This is a genomic window from Bacillus sp. FSL R9-9497 (genome assembly GCF_038005805.1).
GTDB lineage: Bacteria > Bacillota > Bacilli > Bacillales > Bacillaceae_G > Bacillus_A > Bacillus_A cereus.
The window spans coordinates 1,093,370-1,107,157 of record NZ_JBBOTY010000001.1 but is presented as its reverse complement, the minus strand read 5'-3'; the positions used below and the strand labels follow the sequence as shown (position 1 = coordinate 1,107,157).

The window sequence follows — 13,788 nt, the reverse complement described above, 5'->3', positions numbered from 1 at the left end:
TTCTACTATACAACCTTGTTATTAAAGATAGATTTCTTCTTTCCAACTACTGGATTTAGATTGAACTACTATTAGATTTTCACTTTCCCATTTTAATGTCCCTAAGAATCTAGAATATACCATTTCATTCCCTACCTCTTCCACCAATAGTTGATCTCGAATCTTTAATCCCTTTTCATCATACACTTCACATCGTAGTTGGAAACCTTTAACACGATGAATTCCTTTTAATATCGCTATCCTCTTACGGCTTGGGCTTTTCTTAGGTGTCTTCCCAACTAAAAATATTCCTTCATAGTTTTGCTTCACAATTTCATCTAAAGATTCCTCTATATACCCTTTCACAACAGATGATGAAAGAGTAGAGTTTTCTTCAAGTCCAGGGACAACATATTGGCGTACTAATTTGCAAAACTCTTTGTATTTCTCTTCAACTGAATTTAATGCTAAAAAGTCCATAAAATCATATGGAACATATATACGAATTTCACCCAAAGCTCTATTCACTTCATATGAAATATCAGTGTTTTCGTTAGCTAAACAAAAGACAGTTACTTTTTCAATCTCTCTTAATCCCATCTCAAACTCGCTAACTTTCTTTGAGAAAATTAGCTCAAAAATTCTAATTTCATGTACAAGCAAATAATGTTTTTTAGGACGTTTTTTTCCAATCGTAAAACTTTACTTCAAGCAATATAATTCACTCCTTTAAATTTATCACCATGCATCGAGGACCTATGATACCTTTTATTAATTTATTAAACTGTACTCCTTTTTCATTCTACCTTATCTATATTTTTAATATGCTCTACTCACAACGCACACGGTGACATAACAGCCATAAATACATCACTTCTCTCACCTGGTGCTATATACACTCCTTCTGCATCTAAATATTCAATGGAAAAGGCTGCTAGCTCATACGCCATTTCTTGATCGCATTCAAAAAGTGGATTTATAAAAACCTCACTTCCTGTAATCTTTTGTAAATCTTTCAAACAGTTAGACTTACTTCTTGCATAATCAGCCACATTCTCATTAGCCCAAGACCACATCCAACTGTTACTCTTTTCAGACCAAGAACCTATAAAAACAACACTAAATTCAAGTAATACTTGACCATTTTTTTAAAACTGTAATATACATTGATCTTGATCATACCAATACTCATCAAAGTTATAGATATTATAATCTGAAATGAATTTTTGCTGTTTACTTTCTAATTTGTCATAACACATAACAAGATAATTTTCGAATTGTTCATCCGTCATTGCCAATTATCACACGCTCCCTTCCTTCAAGATCTCCGCTACAAACAATATATCTTACTCTCTCAAAACCTATATAAAGTGAAACTTTAATTAGCCCTTACCAATTGGGCTTTTACCAGTAGCCCCCGCCCACATATCATATACGTTTCTATCACTAAGATATCTTAATATATACAAAGAAAGAAGAACTTATATAAGCCCTTCTTTCTAAATCTTTTTCTATCCCTTCAGCACATCTGGATAATCACTTGATTTACCATTAAAGAAGTTCAATCCGATTTGCTCTTTCATTTGTTTTTCTAATAATAAAAACTCTTCTTCCTTCTTATTATCTAAAACTATTAATAGTCCCTTTTTTAGCAGAAAAGAATTAGACCACGAAAGGGATTGAAGCTTATCTTCCTCTATAAAATCAACAAATAATTTCCCGAAATAATTATATTCAAAGATTCCAGGTATTCTATTTTCTATTGAGCCTGTTATATGTTGTCTATATATGCTTCCCTCATCACTAATATATCCGTATATAGCCTTAAATTCTGATACCAACTTTTTAAATACCGCTACAATTTTATCCTTATATTTCAAAAAGACCTTGTTTGAAAAACCAATTACTAAATAGTTGACGGGTTTTTCTTTAGGACTCTCCCACCAATTTACCATCAGGGAAATACCTTTTCCTTTTCCCAGCATTCCACCTGCAGTACCTATCATCTCATCTAAATCAAAATCATAGCACCCTGGTTCAGCATGTGTCCACATTTCAACGGCTTTCTCCATAGAGAATTCTTTATTAATTGGTTCATATAGCGCAATCTTTTGAAACTCTATCCCAATCTCTTGAATCAGCTGAAAAAATATCTTTGCATATATTTCTGAACTAATATTTTCAGTTGTATAAATATTCATTTCTACCATAATAACCCTCTTTTGTATATTTATTATTTATTGTACGTATAATACTTATTTTTCCCATGTTTAACTTTTAGTGTTCCCTTAGAATTTCCCATTAATTTTTTTATGGTTTGGATACTTTAGAGTGTTTAGAAATTATTAAATTAATACGCTTTCCTGCCTTCGCATAGTCTTTAAACTGCTGAGTCTTCAATATTCTTCGGACATCTTTAATTTCGATAATTCTACCTTTAGACAAACTATCAGGAATACGGCTATTTACCTTTTTAGTATTTTTCTGTAATCCAAGTTCTTTTAATACTTTCTTTTCAAAGCTTTTACCTATATACATAGTGTCCGCCTTTTTCACCCAATTTTTTAGCTGCATAACGAGCTATATGAGGGGCAGCCATTCTTACTCCAACTACTAGTTTTTTCCCACCAGTTATAACGAGAACTATGTGGATAAATCTAAATGAAATAAGGCTCTTACTTTGTCCATAAATCCACAAAGTAAGAGCCTTATTTTTTCTATTCACGACTTATTTTAAACTTGATTTCTCAGAGGAGTAGACAAAAACATCCATTTTAAAAAGGAAGTCAAAATTACTTTTAATGAATGTCATCCTTCTGATAATTCGAGAAAACTTTCTTTGATATCAAAAACTTGTAAAATATCCTCTTCTAACTTTAGTGCATTAAAATCAGACTTCGCCTTTTCCCCTAGTATTCTAATAGATTGAATAATGTTTTTTAGTATCAATATTTTCCTCGCGGAATAATTTGCCGTTGAAAATGTTTCATAGTCAATCCTTAATCGAAAGTCTGCTACTTTACTCTTCTTTTTAAAAAGCTTTCTTTCTTTAAAGAAACCCGCATCTTCATATTCCGGAGTTATGTTAACTACTATAGGGATTATAGCTATTTCTTCTACTTCGCTACCATAATTATTACTATTTAATTTTTCAAGGTCACTACTGATTTCTGAAATTATATTTATAAATTCCTCAGCAATGTCTCCTTCTAATTCACCACTTAAAAAAAATCTCATAATCACTCATCCTTTTCAATAATCGCTTTTATTTAGCGGGGGACGTTTCCCATTATTTTTCTTTTTATACGCTAAAATCTTTTGATGTTGCCATTGATGCATTTGTTTTTTTGTCCCCTTGGCTTCGATTTTCATATAAGCATTATGCTGCTTATAAAATTTTTGCGTATACCTTTTAGTTCCTTGTGTTGTCTCGCCATATTTTAATACTGCCTGAGTTTTTTTATCCCTTAAAGAATATCCTACCGCAGGCGCTTTTGTAGCATGCGAATTTTTATGGACTCCGCCTTTTGACTGTGGTTTTGGTTTTGGTTTTGCTTTTGCTTTTTTTCTACGCTCTTGTTCTTGCTTTATTAATTGTAAAAGAGCCTTAACCCCTCGATTTCCCTCTGGATCTATCAACATCATTGGATTATTATTCACATACGTATATCCATTCTGTGTCACAGGATCATCTGCATCACCTGGATCAGGGTCTACCGATAAGAACGCACCGTGGTCTGGATTATAGTAACGGGCGATCAAGTAATACATACCAATCTCTTTATCATACATATATCCCGCATATCCAAATGGATTGTCAGTCGCGATACCTTTGGTATCACTCTTTAATACATTCCCCCATGCATCGTATTCATACGTGGCTACAACTTCTCTATTTTGGTCCGTCATCGCAACTACGTCACCACGAGGGTTGTAATGATAGTATACCGTTTGACCATTCAATTTCATAGCCAAACGTACACCATCTACTGAATATACATATTGACGAAGGACTTTTCCACTTCCGTCTGTCTCATATAATGGATTGATACTATCTCCATCATAGAAATAACGTGTCACTTTTCCTTCTACATTCTTTTCAATACGACGATTATCCTCATCATACTTATAGGTCGCGAATGGAGTAGTTGCCCCTTGTTTTGTAATCGATACAAGTTGATCGTCTTCATTCCATGTATACTTATACTTCCCATCCGATGTACGATTTCCATTCGCATCATACGTTAACGATTCGTTTCCGAATTTTACAAGCTGATTTCCTTCATTGAATGTTGCCGCTATAGACTTTGTTTCTTTTCCATTCTCTACAACTTTCACACTTGTACGGTTTCCAAATCCGTCATATGTGTATGATTTACTTGTTCCGTTTGGTAATGCTTCATTTAATAGTTGGTTAATCGGGTCGTATACAAAGTTTGTTTCTGTTACTTTTCCGCCTGCACCTTCATGCTTAATCTTCGTACGGTTACCCGCTTGGTCATATTCATATCGTTCAGAAAGAAGAATACTGTTTGATGTACCTACTACTAAATCTTTAATTTTGTTCGCATGGTCATAGTTAAAGGTAGAACCTGAACCATTTCCGGCTGTATACGTACGAACATTTCCTTGATCATCATAGTCAAATCGATACGTTTGAGAACCGTCTGTCACACGAATGTTTTGATCTAACGTGTTGTAGTCATACGATACTTTATTTGTGTATCCACCTTGCGTAATTGTTTGTTCTTTTAGTTTTTCTGTCTTACTGTTTGCTTTATCGTGGTATGCCCAATCAATTTTTCCGCCTCGGCTATCTGTTGCGCTTGTGACGCGGTCAGCCTTATCGTATGTTTTCGTGCGTTCTACGCCGTTGACAAGATCTTTCACTTTCGTAACTTGTCCATTTTGATCACGTTCAAATGTAAATGAATCTTTTCCGTTGCGCTTTTCACCAATGACACGGTCTGCTGTATCATAAACAGATTCTAAAATGGATCCATTTGGCATTTTTGTTTTAATCTTGTTTGCATTTTCATCGTACGTATATTCAATACGACGGTTTAACGCATCGATATACACTGTATTTTTATTATCTACATCATATTCATATTTGTGTGTTTGTGTTTTCCCACCAAACATGACAGATTTCTCTGTTGTGTTTCCATTATGATCATAACGATAATTTACAGAAGTACCATTTTTTAAAGTAACCTTCGTTAATAGATTATCTTTATTGTAATCATATATTTTTGTATTTCCTTTTTCATCTGTTTCGCTCTTTTTATTTCCTGACGCATCATATGTGAAGGTGTTTTTCTGTCCTTCTTCATCATACGTGGCAACAACATTTCCATCGTTGTCGTACTCATTTTTAATAAGAGCGTTTCCTTCTAATAGACGTATATCATCAAACCAAACTTTCCCTTTATTCTCTCTTCTAAAGAGCATATAAACTTCCATACGTTTAATTGGTTTAGTGGCAGGGATTACAACCGCACTACGATTCCAATCATTTGTCCCACTTGGGAATTTCGCTTGGAAATTTTCCCCACTACCATCTTGATAATGTACATCTGCCCAAATAGAGTAATCTCGAGAGAGTTTATCTGGTGCAGTATTTTCTACATTTACTGATTTAGACATTCCTGTTAGCGTAATTGGTTCTGCTTTTTTCTGATTTATAGTGATATGCTTGCCATACCCTACATCTGAACCACCATATTGGCTACGCTCTAATACAATAGATGAATGTCCCGTAAAGCTCTCTTGCTGAGAAACATCTTTCGGATCACAGCTTGTTCCATCTCCTCTAATCCAACCTGGCATACAGCCATTTCCCGCCATATTTTCTAAACTACTATTTTCAATTGGGTTAAAGCTAGAAGAAACTTCACCTTTTTCTAGTTGAATCTTATCAAACCATGCGGAACCACTTGAATCTGCTCGATTATAATCAACTTGTAGATATATTCTAACTTTTTTTGTTTGATCTGTTGTCTTAAAGGTTACTTGGCGATTCGTCCAATCTTTCTCGCCCTCTATCCTATTATGACGTGTATCAAACCAGTTATTCCCACTTCCAAGAGGGGTTCCATCTTCTTTTAATAACTGAACATTAAAAAATGCACCGGCGTGAGTTAATGATGTTTTCATCATCCCACTTAATGTGTATGTTGTATTTGGTTCTACTACCACATCTTGAATTGCACTATGGTATCCCCAACCAGCGTTTTGCGCCTTTACTATCATTTGTAAAGATGAAGATCCACCCAATCCACCCGGCGCGAATGTTGCATCTTTTTTCAATGATCCATGACTATTAGTCTTCTCTTCATTCCATCTCTCAGTGTTATTCATTTCAAAGCTTGGATTTTGAATCAGGTTTTCTCCTGTTCCCAGCTCTCTAGTTGTTGCAATTGGATTTCCAAACTGATCATACTGCATGAAAGATGATGTATTTGCTGCTTGGTCTGTTTCAGATACTTCTGTATTTGCTGCTTTATAAGCAACTGTTGTTTCACGATTTTCATTATCTGTCGCTTTTATAAGCCCGTTGTCTTTATTGTACTCAAACTTTTCTGTTCCCATTTCATCAGTAACAGAAGTTACATTCCCATTACCATCATAGGTCGCTGTTTCTGTTTGATTTTTAGGAGTTGTTGTTTTTACTAGGTTATTTGCATTATATTCATACGTTGTTGTTAAATTTAGACGTCCAGAATCTTCAACTGTTTTGACTGGGTTTCCAGCATCGTTATACGTATAAACAGTTTTACGCCCTTTAGGATTCGTTAACGTAACTTCTTTCGCATCTGTATTATATGCTAATGTCGTAGCTTTCCCTAATGGGTCCGTTACTTTTACTAATCTATTATTCTCGTATGCATACGATGTTTTATATGGTTTTGCATCTGTATGTTGCGGATCATAAATAGATGTTAGTAATCCATTATCATATCCGTATTTATATACTTTTCCTTCTGGTGTTGTAGAAGAAACGAGTAAATCTCCATCATATTTAAATGTAATCGTTTTGCTATCTGGGCCGATTACTCTTGCTGCTTTTTTATTATTTCCATCATATTGTACGACTAACTCTTTACCAGAAGCATTCTTTACTTTTGATAAACGTGATTCCCCATCATACTCATATGTCGTCGTATTTCCATATTTATCTTTTGTATACTCGATACGCCCTTGTGCATCTCCAGATTTATAGAAAGTAACCGTTTGGTCTTTATCTTTTATTTCATATCCGCCTGATACTTGTTTAATTTCTAAATATATACCTGTAGGAGCTTGATACGTATTATCTCCCGTTCTAGTAAAAGTAATATTTGCGCCATCGGCAGAAATTAATAGTAGGTTTCCATTTCCTTCAGCCAAAATTCTTTCTTCTAATCCACTAGACCACCCTGTACCAAATAAACCTACTTTTTTACTTTGACTATTATACGTTCTTTCTACTGATACATCCGGTCCGCGCCCTGATAACGTAATATCTTTTTCACTCATGATAAAGTTACCATTTGTAGCATTCACTGTGCCATTTAGTACCGGAACTGATGCCCAGTAATCAAACATCCCTATAAACCCAAAGTCTTGAGCAAATTTAGGTACAAACTCATGCGAAATTTCACTTTCAGCATGTCCGGCTTTACTATACGCTGTTACACGGAACCAATAATTTTTAAAGCCAGCATAAATTCCGCCAGAATTTTTATACACAGGTGATGGATCAACTGCTAATTCTGCACCTTTTTTATCATGATGAAGTAAATATTGGCCTTTTGCAATTTCATCTTTCGTTGGCCAAATTTTCTCATTTTGCGTTGTCCAATTTGTTTTATTTCCTACATCGAACGCTTCGTAATCTTTTCCGTTATAAATCCAAACTTTATAGCCTGCAGCCGCTGGAACTGCATCCCACTTTAATGTGACATATCCTGTTTCTTTATCTGTCGCATTAATGTAGGCCGATCCATCTGGCTTTTTCACTTGTTCTAATGGAATAAATGGAACTATTTCATCTGAAAGTGGACTATCCCCAAACGGATACTCTGCTACAATACGAATCCAGTAGCTACTTCTTCCGCTATAATCCCCGTACGGACCTCCTGACTCGTAAGCATTTTTATATATTTGTCCTGGGTTAGTAGGCGCTTCTGCACCTTTTCCGTCATCATGTATCCAGTAACGCCCTTGTGCAATTTCTTCTGGCGTCGGAAATATTTTTTTATCTTTCGTCGTCCAGCTTGTCACATTCCCAACAGGAATATATTCATAATCATATCCATTAAAAATGGCAACTTTATAACCTGTTGCTCCTGGAACTGCGTCCCATTGTACATTGAAGTGACCTGAACCACTCCCACTCCCATTTGAGTAAGCTTGTACTCTTGGCTTATTCGGTTTTGAGTAGGAATATTTCACTTCCAAGAATGGTGCATTCGTTCCATTTTCAGCTGCAATGAATTTCTTCCAATGGTTTTGACCATTACCATTTGCATGTAGCTTAAAGCCATTGTTTTGTCTCGCGCCTTCTACCCATGCTTTTACTGTGTTAGTTACATTAAACTTCGCCAATTGTCCTCTTGTTACATCAGCATGTGCAATATTATTTGAACCAGGTTTATTATTCCAATTTAAACTACCTTCATTCCAGGCACTCGTTACTTCATCTAACCAAACACCATTTGGTTGATTCGCATAATAATGCCAAATGGTATGTACATTGAATGTTGCACTTTCAATATTTGCACCTTTAAAACTCGAAACGTCTGGTCTAATAAATGCAAAGTTTGTCCCAGATGACCCATCATAATATCCTACTTTTAACGTATAAGCATTTTGACCAGCATCCCAAAGCTTTCCTCCTGAATAATTGACAGTTGGATATGCACTTGAAGCATATGCATTATCAAAATCCTTCAACTGAACCGAAGGGTCTACATATACCGGATATTTTCGCTCTGGTGCTTGTAACCACTGTGGATCTGCAGTAACAGTTAATGTATATGTTTTTTCATCTTTCTTCTCAATATTGTAGCGAACTGCATCTGACGTTACAGCCTCGCCTGATTGCTGGTCCACATTGGAATCATTCATATATGGTTTCGGCAATGTGAATACTTTTTCTTTTTTCTCATCTTGGAAGTCGATTGAACCATCTTCCTGTAAGCTAGGTGTTAAATCTGTTTCTAATGCAAATGTAAAAATGTGGTGTCCTGTATACTCACGTAATACAAAATCTTCTTTTACATTTTCATTGAATGTCGTACTCTTTAAATCAATATTTGGGAAGACCCCTTTATACCATACTGTATTATTTTCATGTGTTGCAGTGACTGGTGATGGCTTCATTTCACCTTTTTCACCATTTGCACTTATTAGTTTATACTGAATAGTATGATCTTTTACTTTAAATTGAACGTACTTTCCATCTTGTGTCGCTTTCTCGAACTCTGGTTCTAATGTTGTATTTTCCGTTACAATTTTTTCATTTGGTGCTTCTACTAATTTTGGTGAAACCTCTTCTAGCTTTCTATCTTTCTCTGCATGAATCGGTTCCGTATATACCCTCTTTGTAAAAGTACCATCATTGTTATCAAAAACCTTTTCGGTTTCCGTTCTTTCTTCTACAATCTCAGTCGGACTCGCCTGTGCTTTAGCCTTATCCTTCTTTAATTGATCTGGATGTGGAGCTGGTAATTCCTGCTCCTCTTTCTTTTCCACTTCTGGACTTTGTTCTGAATTTGGAGATGGTGTAAACGGTGGTGCCGTTTCTGCCAACCCATTCAGTGGTATAGAAGTAACAATTAATGCAACTACGATAAGTTGTATTAAATACTGATACCACTTCCTTTGTTTCTTACCTTCCATAAACTCACCTCACTGAAATATTTTTAACATATATAATGTTACATATCACAATTTATATAAACTAAAGAGTAAAGTAAATACAGTTTTAAAGTTTTGAAGAATTTGTGCACAAAATACGACAATTTAATAACAATTTTTAAAACATCATTACAGATAATTATTTCTGTTATATAATTTAAGATTACAATAATTACATCTATTATTATTTACTACCGACAGAATATAAACATGATCCAACTAAACTTTTACATTCACTTTTGTTCTAGTATTCTAATGAAGCTAATACATTGAGCCTCATTAGAATAGCGTAAATATGGGCCTTCTGATTGTAATAACTGCGTTTAAGAAAGTAAGAGAAATATCTTCATTACTACTCGTATCAAATAGTTGAACACGCTCCGCTATTATATATACAAACTTCCGACTACATTTCATATGAGAAAAAGTTATTACGATAAACAAAGAAAAGGTCTCCTAAAATATCTTTTAGGAGACCTTTTCTTCATTACACTTGCATCGCTTTCTCTCTCAATGCTCTTCTTAACAACTTACCAGTCGTATTCTTCGGTAATTCTATTAAAAACTCAATGCTTTTCGGCACTTTATATTTCGCTAAATGTAACGTACAGTAATGCATTAGTTCTTCTTCTGTTACGTTTGCTTGCTTCAAAACGACGTACGCTCGCACAGCTTCTCCTAAGTTTTCATCAGGAACACCGATTACGACAACTTCCGCTACTGATTCGTGCGTATATAATACTTCTTCTACTTCACGAGGGTATACGTTATAACCGCCAACTAAGACGATATCTTTTTTACGATCCACGATATAGAAGTAACCTTCTTCATCCATTTTCGCCAAGTCACCTGTATATAGCCAGCCGTCTTTCAATGTCGCAGCTGTATCTTCTGGTGCATTATAGTATCCTTTCATAACGTTAGGTCCGCGAACAATTAATTCACCGACTGCGCCGACAGGTACTTCTTCCCCAAGTTCATTTACAATTTTATTTTCTACATGCCAAATATTTGTGCCAATTGATCCTGGTTTCCGAGGACGATCTAGCGGATTGAAACAAGTAACTGGTGATGCTTCTGATAAACCGTATCCTTCTGAAACAATAACGTTAAAACGTTTTTCAAAGTTTTGCAGAAGAGCAACAGGCATCGATGCACCACCGGAAATACAAAGGCGAAGCGTCTTCACATCTTCTGCGCTTGCTTCTTCAAATAAATATAAATAATTGTACATCGTCGGTACGCCAGCAAAGATCGTTGGTTCGTACGTGCGACAAATACGGAATACTTCTTTCGGACTAAATTTCGGTAACATTAAAATCGTTGCCCCGTTCACAATCGGTGCATTTACCGCAACTGTTAAACAGAATACATGGAACATAGGCAGTGCCGCAACAACGCGGTCATCAGCCGTATATTGTAAATACGACGCCACATCGTTCGCATTACTATATAAATTTTTATGTGTTAACATAGCGCCTTTCGGTTTTCCAGTTGTGCCCGATGTGTATAGAATAACCGCTACATCTTCTTCATCTAGTTCAGGACCTTCGTAAGTTGTATCTCCAGTCCCCACAAAACTAGTAAACGTTTTCATTTTTTCGGTTTCTGTATGGTTAAAATCTGATGAGGTTTCGCATATGATGATGTTTTCTAATGAAGGAAGTCTTGTTGTAAGAGATTGTATAACAGGTAGAAGGACGTCGAGTACGATGATTGTTTTTACATCTCCATTTTGTAAAATATAATGCATTTCGTCTGCTGTATAAATTGGATTAACTGGAATAACAGTTGCTCCGGCTTTCATTGTTCCGTATAAACCGACCAAAAAATGTGGTGAGTTCCCAACAACTAATGCGACATTGTCCCCTTTTCCAATGCCCATTTCTGCTAAATTGCTAGAAAACCTTGTGACCATTTTGTTTAATTGGTCATATGAGACCGACTGATCCATAAATATATAAGCCGGTTTTTCCCCCTTCTTTTTTGCCGTTTCAGCCAAAGATTGAACGAGATTCACAAAAACCCCACCTTTATAAAATTTAGAATATTTAAAAATTCTAAATTAATTATATTAAAAGAAAATTAAAGTAGCAAGTGATATTCTATTAACTGCATATAGACAGATCACCTTCTCTTAGTTTACTTTGGAAAGATAAGGGAATTTTGTTCGCAAGTAATTTATGAAACTAGACCAGAAATCATTTTAGGATAATATGCATTCATCTTTTCTCTAAGTTTATTAAGTTCCTCTTTATTTAACGTCGTATGCTCTCCGTGCAAGTTAAGAGCATCCGCTCCATCTTCATGAAAATAAACTGTAACATATAATGCCGGTAACCCTATATTGTCTTCATCTATTGATAAGACGACATCTGGTGTTTTATTAACAGTGCTGAATGTTTCATTTCTTTTCCACTTCTTATTTTGAAACATGTCTTGTATATCATGTATCTTTCGTTTGTTATCTGTATGCGTAAAATATATGACATTATCCTCCGCTGGTTTTCCGATAGACAAAATTGTACGACTTGAGGGCGATCCACTGCTACACGCTGTCATTCCGATAACTAAGCTGAGTAATAATACAACGTACATTACCCTTTTCATTTCGATCCGCCTCCTTTTGAATATATATATTCCTTTACGAGGGGCAAATGTCCTGTGATTTTATGTTTTGTGGTAAATGAAATTATATGAGCGATTTTTCAGTTATATCAGCGCAGCTCGATTTATATCGGCGATTTTCCAAATATATCAGCGCAACTCGGTTTATATCGGCGATTTTCCAAATATATCAGCGCAACTCAATTTATATCAGCGATTTTTCAGTTATATCGACTTACCGACAAAACCTGACAATCTACGCAAAAAAGAAAGAGGCTGCCCGTTATGGAAGCCTCCCTCATTTTTAGAAGAATAAATGTAAGAAATCTTCTGTTGTAATGTTACCGAAGTAGCGTGCGATATCTACGCCTTCTAAAGCTGCAGTGAATGCATCTTTATCGAACTGAACGCCTGTTAGACGCTCTTCGATATCATGAACATCTAGTGAACCGAAGAAGTCGCCGTAAATTTTACATTCTGTTACTGTTCCTTTTTTCACTTCAAGACGAACGTCAACTTGTCCAACTGGGAAGCGGTGTGAATGTTGTAAGTTGAACTTCGGTGATTTTCCGTAGTTCCAATCCCAATTTTGGTAACGTTCTTCAGAAAGTTTATGGATTGCTTTCCAATCCTCTTCTGTTAATTCATACGTTGGGATTTCTGTTTCTCCTTCGAAAATTGTTTCTAGAAGAAGTTGTCTAAACTCTTCTGTCGTCATTTCTTCGTTTAGGAACTCTGTAATGTTCGCAACGCGGCTACGGATTGACTTAATTCCTTTTGATTGAATCTTATCCATTTTTACTTTTAACGCTGATACGACGTGATCGATTTCAGAGTCAAATAGTAACGTACCGTGGCTGAACATACGACCTTTCGTTGCGAACTGTGCGTTACCTGAAATTTTTCTACCTTCAGCTAAAATGTCGTTACGACCACTTAGTTCTGCATTTACGCCTAATTTACTAAGCGCTTTCGTTACAGGTTCTGTAAATTTTTTGAAGTTGCTGAAACTGTCTCCATCATCTTTCGTAATAAAACTGAAGTTTAAGTTTCCTAAATCATGATATACTGCGCCTCCGCCTGATAGACGACGAACAACATGAATACCTTTTTCTTTTACGTAATCTGCATTAATTTCTTCTACTGTGTTTTGGTTTTTACCAATGATAATCGAAGGTTCGTTAATGTAGAACAGTAAATATGTTTCGTTAATATCTAAATTTTTCACACAATATTCTTCAATCGCTAAGTTTATTCTAGGATCTGTAATTCCTTTATTATCAATAAATAACATCGTAT

At 35.4% G+C, this 13,788-nt stretch carries 8 protein-coding genes and 1 pseudogene; all 9 read right to left on the bottom strand.

Annotated features, from left to right (window positions below; translation table 11 throughout):
- Positions 1–21 precede the first annotated feature (21 nt).
- Positions 22–579 carry a hypothetical protein gene (locus tag MKY21_RS05730; protein WP_009327234.1) on the bottom strand — a complete coding sequence of 186 codons (558 nt, stop codon included), beginning with the start codon at positions 577–579 and terminating at the stop codon, positions 22–24.
- 233 nt (positions 580–812) lie between these two features.
- Positions 813–1,277: pseudogene (locus MKY21_RS05725) on the bottom strand (DUF6882 domain-containing protein).
- 213 nt (positions 1,278–1,490) lie between these two features.
- Entirely contained in the window at positions 1,491–2,180 is a 690-nt protein-coding gene (locus MKY21_RS05720; protein ID WP_241675118.1) for a hypothetical protein, read from the bottom strand.
- Positions 2,181–2,289: 109 nt separating this feature from the next.
- Complete coding sequence (locus MKY21_RS05715) at positions 2,290–2,517, bottom strand: putative toxin (protein ID WP_000275415.1); 228 nt, start codon at positions 2,515–2,517, stop codon at positions 2,290–2,292.
- Positions 2,518–2,787: 270 nt separating this feature from the next.
- Positions 2,788–3,216 (bottom strand): Imm44 family immunity protein, encoded by a 429-nt coding sequence (locus MKY21_RS05710; RefSeq protein ID WP_001210419.1) that lies wholly within the window; start codon positions 3,214–3,216, stop codon positions 2,788–2,790.
- Positions 3,217–3,231: 15 nt separating this feature from the next.
- Complete coding sequence (locus MKY21_RS05705) at positions 3,232–9,864, bottom strand: DNRLRE domain-containing protein (RefSeq protein ID WP_341075700.1); 6,633 nt, start codon at positions 9,862–9,864, stop codon at positions 3,232–3,234.
- A gap of 505 nt (positions 9,865–10,369) precedes the next feature.
- The gene (locus MKY21_RS05700; RefSeq protein WP_001055200.1) at positions 10,370–11,902 is read right to left on the bottom strand and encodes a fatty acid--CoA ligase family protein; all 1,533 of its coding nucleotides are present in this window, start codon (positions 11,900–11,902) and stop codon (positions 10,370–10,372) included.
- 161 nt (positions 11,903–12,063) lie between these two features.
- The gene (locus MKY21_RS05695; protein WP_025966989.1) at positions 12,064–12,492 is read right to left on the bottom strand and encodes a hypothetical protein; all 429 of its coding nucleotides are present in this window, start codon (positions 12,490–12,492) and stop codon (positions 12,064–12,066) included.
- A gap of 301 nt (positions 12,493–12,793) precedes the next feature.
- Positions 12,794–13,783 carry a lipoate--protein ligase gene (locus MKY21_RS05690; RefSeq protein ID WP_000897275.1) on the bottom strand — a complete coding sequence of 330 codons (990 nt, stop codon included), beginning with the start codon at positions 13,781–13,783 and terminating at the stop codon, positions 12,794–12,796.
- Positions 13,784–13,788 lie beyond the last annotated feature (5 nt).

Bases quoted from the DNA above. Each gene is read 5' to 3' on its own strand.
- MKY21_RS05730 (WP_009327234.1), bottom strand. From the start codon at position 579: ATGGGATTAAGAGAGATTGAAAAAGTAACTGTCTTTTGTTTAGCTAAC.
- MKY21_RS05705 (WP_341075700.1), bottom strand. From the start codon at position 9,864: ATGGAAGGTAAGAAACAAAGGAAGTGGTATCAGTATTTAATACAACTT.
- MKY21_RS05690 (WP_000897275.1), bottom strand. From the start codon at position 13,783: ATGTTATTTATTGATAATAAAGGAATTACAGATCCTAGAATAAACTTA.
- MKY21_RS05695 (WP_025966989.1), bottom strand. From the start codon at position 12,492: ATGAAAAGGGTAATGTACGTTGTATTATTACTCAGCTTAGTTATCGGA.
- MKY21_RS05710 (WP_001210419.1), bottom strand. From the start codon at position 3,216: ATGAGATTTTTTTTAAGTGGTGAATTAGAAGGAGACATTGCTGAGGAA.
- MKY21_RS05715 (WP_000275415.1), bottom strand. From the start codon at position 2,517: ATGTATATAGGTAAAAGCTTTGAAAAGAAAGTATTAAAAGAACTTGGA.
- MKY21_RS05720 (WP_241675118.1), bottom strand. From the start codon at position 2,180: ATGAATATTTATACAACTGAAAATATTAGTTCAGAAATATATGCAAAG.